Annotated in this window: 2 protein-coding genes and 3 pseudogenes; 3 read left to right on the forward strand and 2 right to left on the reverse strand. The window is 70.1% G+C overall.

Annotation, left to right across the window (positions count from 1 at the left end):
- Positions 1 to 51 precede the first annotated feature (51 nt).
- Both tnpB and VGL85_RS13065 read left to right on the forward strand, forming a co-directional pair.
- A pseudogene (gene tnpB / locus VGL85_RS22170) lies at positions 52 to 243 on the forward strand (IS66 family insertion sequence element accessory protein TnpB); the annotation flags it as partial.
- 178 nt (positions 244 to 421) lie between these two features.
- Positions 422 to 670 (forward strand): annotated as a pseudogene (locus tag VGL85_RS13065) (transposase domain-containing protein); the annotation flags it as partial.
- Between the two features lie 27 nt (positions 671 to 697).
- On the opposite strand, the gene VGL85_RS13070 reads toward VGL85_RS13065, so the two are convergent.
- Entirely contained in the window at positions 698 to 1828 is a 1131-nt protein-coding gene (locus VGL85_RS13070) for an IS4 family transposase (protein WP_331589385.1), read from the reverse strand.
- Positions 1829 to 1951, reverse strand: a complete 123-nt coding sequence (locus VGL85_RS13075) for a hypothetical protein (RefSeq protein WP_331589386.1) — start codon at positions 1949 to 1951, stop codon at positions 1829 to 1831. It lies immediately after the preceding gene.
- Between the two features lie 148 nt (positions 1952 to 2099).
- On the opposite strand from VGL85_RS13075, the pseudogene tnpC reads away from it, so the two are divergent.
- Positions 2100 to 3137 (forward strand): annotated as a pseudogene (tnpC, locus tag VGL85_RS13080) (IS66 family transposase); the annotation flags it as partial.
- Positions 3138 to 3277 lie beyond the last annotated feature (140 nt).

Here is a 3277-nt window from a genome sequence, read left to right on the forward strand (position 1 = left end):
CAGGCGGCGCGGGTCATGGTGGCCACCAAGCCTGTGGACTTCAGGAAGGGCATGGACGGCCTGGCGGCGCTGGTGAAGGAGCGGATGCGCGCCGATCCGTTCAGCGGGGTCGTCTGGGTGTTCCGCGCCCGGCGGGCGGACCGGGTGAAGCTGGTGTGGTGGGACGGCACGGGAATGTGCATGCTCAGCAAGCGGCTGGAGCAGGGAAGCTTCCGCTGGCCCAGGGTCGAGGACGGGACGATGCGCCTCAGCAGGGCGCAACTGGCGGCCCTGCTCGAGGGCCTGGACTGGCGCCGCGTGCAACCAGGCCCGGCGCGCGATGGCGCCCCTGGAGGCCCACTGAAACGCGCCTGCGGCATGGTGACTCAGGGCTCACGCGGGGGCGCCTCAAAGCCTTCGGAATATGCTCTGATCCTCTTCGATGACGGCCTCGGTCGACACCCTTCCGGACGATACGGCGACGCTGAAGGCGATGCTCCATGCCGAGCGGTCCGCCCATGCCGCCGAGACCGAACGGCTGAGGCAGATCATCAGGGAACTCCAGCGCCACCGGTTCGGCCGGCGGGCGGAGAGCCTGCCCGTCGACCAGCTGGAGCTGGCCCTGGAGGAGGTCGAGCAAGGCGCAGCGGCGCGGGCCGCCGGCGCCGAGGCGGAACGCCCCGTCAAGCGCGTGGCCCCCGGCGCAACCCTACGCGATTCACACATCTCGTAGGCTCCAGCCATGCTTGATGGCGCGGAACTGGGTGAGGCCGCGGAGCATGACGACCGGGCCGGGTTTTCCATAGTAGCCGGTCCAGCCGCCGAGCCTTGCGAAGACCCAGGCGGCGTAGGCGAGCGAGCCGCCGGGATGTGGGTTCTTCTGCCGCTCGGTCTTGCCCTGGAGGCTTTGGCAGACGCGTTCCAGGGCCGGCTGGTCGCCGGGGTCGAAGACATCGGTGAGCGGTCTGCGGGCCTTGCCGTCGCGCTCGGCCACCAGCTGCATCACCTTGACGGCGGCGATCAGGATGGCGGTGACGAGTTTTTCGAGCGGGCCGTCCGGTTCCTGGCGCAGGGCTTCGACGTCGAAGCCCTTGGTCTTCATGGTGCGGAACAGCTGCTCGATGGTCCAGCGCAGGCGATAAAAGCCGATGATGCGGCGCGCATCGGCGATGTCGCCCACCTGATGCGTGGTGAGCAGGAACCTGAGCGCTGGCTCTCCCCCTTCGAGAGGGTCGACCTCGCCCCCGACGACGAGCGTCACGATTATCGTTGGCGGCAGGGCGCCGGCGGCCTTGCGGTTGTTGGGCCGCAGAATCTCGACCCTGCCGAAGCTCACCGAGAGTTCGGCCTTGCGCGCCTTTCGTCCCGGCGCGGCGGGCAGGTCCACGCTCATCCGCCCGGCCTCGGCCCAGGCGTCGGCCTTGGCGAACAAGGACCCGCCGTCGGCCAGGCGGCGATCCTGAGCCGCCCGCACCAGCTTCTCCACGCCGGCCAGCTTGAAGGCGAAGCACTCGTAGATGTCGCCCTCGCGATCCTCGACCACGGTGACGCAGGCCGCGCCCGCCTCGATGAGGGCGCTGGCGCTCTCTGCCCCGCTCAGCCAGCGACGGCTATCCTTGTCCTCGAACGCCCGCTGCTTGCGCGTGGCGCGCTCGCCCCCGCTGCGCGCCAGAAAGGTGTTGGCGACCAGGCCCAGCATCGCGCCTTCATTGGCGTCCACCGCGATGACCGGGTGGAAGCTGAGCCCCACTCCCTTCTCATCCACCCACAGCGCCGAGGTGTCCTGGATCGCCAGCACAAGACGGCCAGCCACCTGGGCGCTGGTCCGCGCCAGGGCCGTCGACATCATCTAGCCGAGCGTCACCTTGGGATTGTGCAGGAAGCGCGTGATCCGCATCTCGCCGGCGCGATCGCCGCCCAGCTGCCGGACGCTGACCCCCTTGCCGCCATGGGCGACAAGGCGCCCGCACAAGAAGGCCCCCCTTTTTTGAGCCGCTCGTCCCCGTACGATCCCAGCGTAAGCTCCATGCCCAACCCCCTCGAGCGACTCATGCCCGTAGGGAGTCAGTTCCAATCCCGCGCCGCAAGCCCGCCGAGATGTGTGAATGTCGTAGGGGCGCAACCTCGGGCATCTGCCCGCGCACCTGCCCAGGATCGAGCGGGTGATCGACGTCGAGGACAAGACCTGCCCCTGCTGCCGTGGCCCGCTGCATCTGGTCGGCGAGGACGTCGCCGAGCGGCTGGGCGTGGTTCCCGCCCAGTTCCGCGTGCTGGTGACGCGCCGGCCGCGATACGCCTGCCGCGCCTGCCAGGAAGGCGTGGTCCAGGCCCCGGTGCTGGCCAGGCTGATCGAGAGCGGCCTGCCCACCGAGGCGCTCGTCGCTCACGTGGCGATCGCCAAGTACGCCGATCACTGCCCGCTCTATCGCCGGGCGCAGATCTACGGCCGGCAAGGCATCGACCTGGACCGCTCCACCCTAGCCGACTGGGTCGGCCGCGCCGCCTTCCTGCTGCGGCCGGTGCACGCCCGCCTGCTGGACAAGCTCAAGGCCTCCTCCAAGCTTTCGCCGACGAGACGACCGTGCCGGTGCTCGATCCGGGGCGCGGCCGGACCAAGACCGGCCAGCTGTGGGCCTACGCGAGGGACGAGCGGCCGTGGGCCGGGGCCGATCCGCCGGGCGTGGTCTACGTCTACGCCACCGACCGCGCCGCTTCCCAGCCGATCAAGCACCTCGCCGGCTTCCAAGGGCGTGCTGCAGGTGGACGGCTATGGCGGCTATCGGCCCCTGGCCGAGACGGGGCAGGTGGCGCTCGCCTTCTGCTGGGCTCATGTGCGCCGGCGGTTCTACGAACTGGCCGCCGCCGGCGACGCGCCCATCGCCACCGAGGCCCTGGAACGGATCAAGGGCCTGTACGCCGTCGAAGCCGATATCCGCGGCCTCACGGCCGACCAGCGCGTCGCCGCCCACCAGGCGCGAAGCCGGCCGATCGTCGAAGAGCTGGAGCCATGGCTGCGGTCCCGGCTCGCCGCCGTCAGCCGCAAGGGCAAGATGGCCGACGCCATCCGCTACGCCCTCGCCCGCTGGAGCGGCCTGACCCTGTTCCTGGCCGACGGCCGGATCAAAATCGACTCCAACGTCGTCGAACGCGCCATCCGCGTAACCCTCCGGTGAAGGCCGTCTTGCGAGGTTGGCCGGGGCGTAGCGGATTGTCCATATGGATATCGATATGGACAGCCATCAGGTTCGCCGGCTGGAGGTGGTCGAGACGGGTCGGCGGCGCCGCTGGGGCCTGGAGG

Origin of the sequence: Phenylobacterium sp., from assembly GCF_036501465.1 — a bacterium.
Lineage (GTDB): Bacteria > Pseudomonadota > Alphaproteobacteria > Caulobacterales > Caulobacteraceae > Phenylobacterium.

What these genes read in the sequence shown, in the direction of transcription:
- VGL85_RS13070 (WP_331589385.1), bottom strand. Translation starts at nt 1,828, where the DNA reads ATGATGTCGACGGCCCTGGCGCGGACCAGCGCCCAGGTGGCTGGCCGT.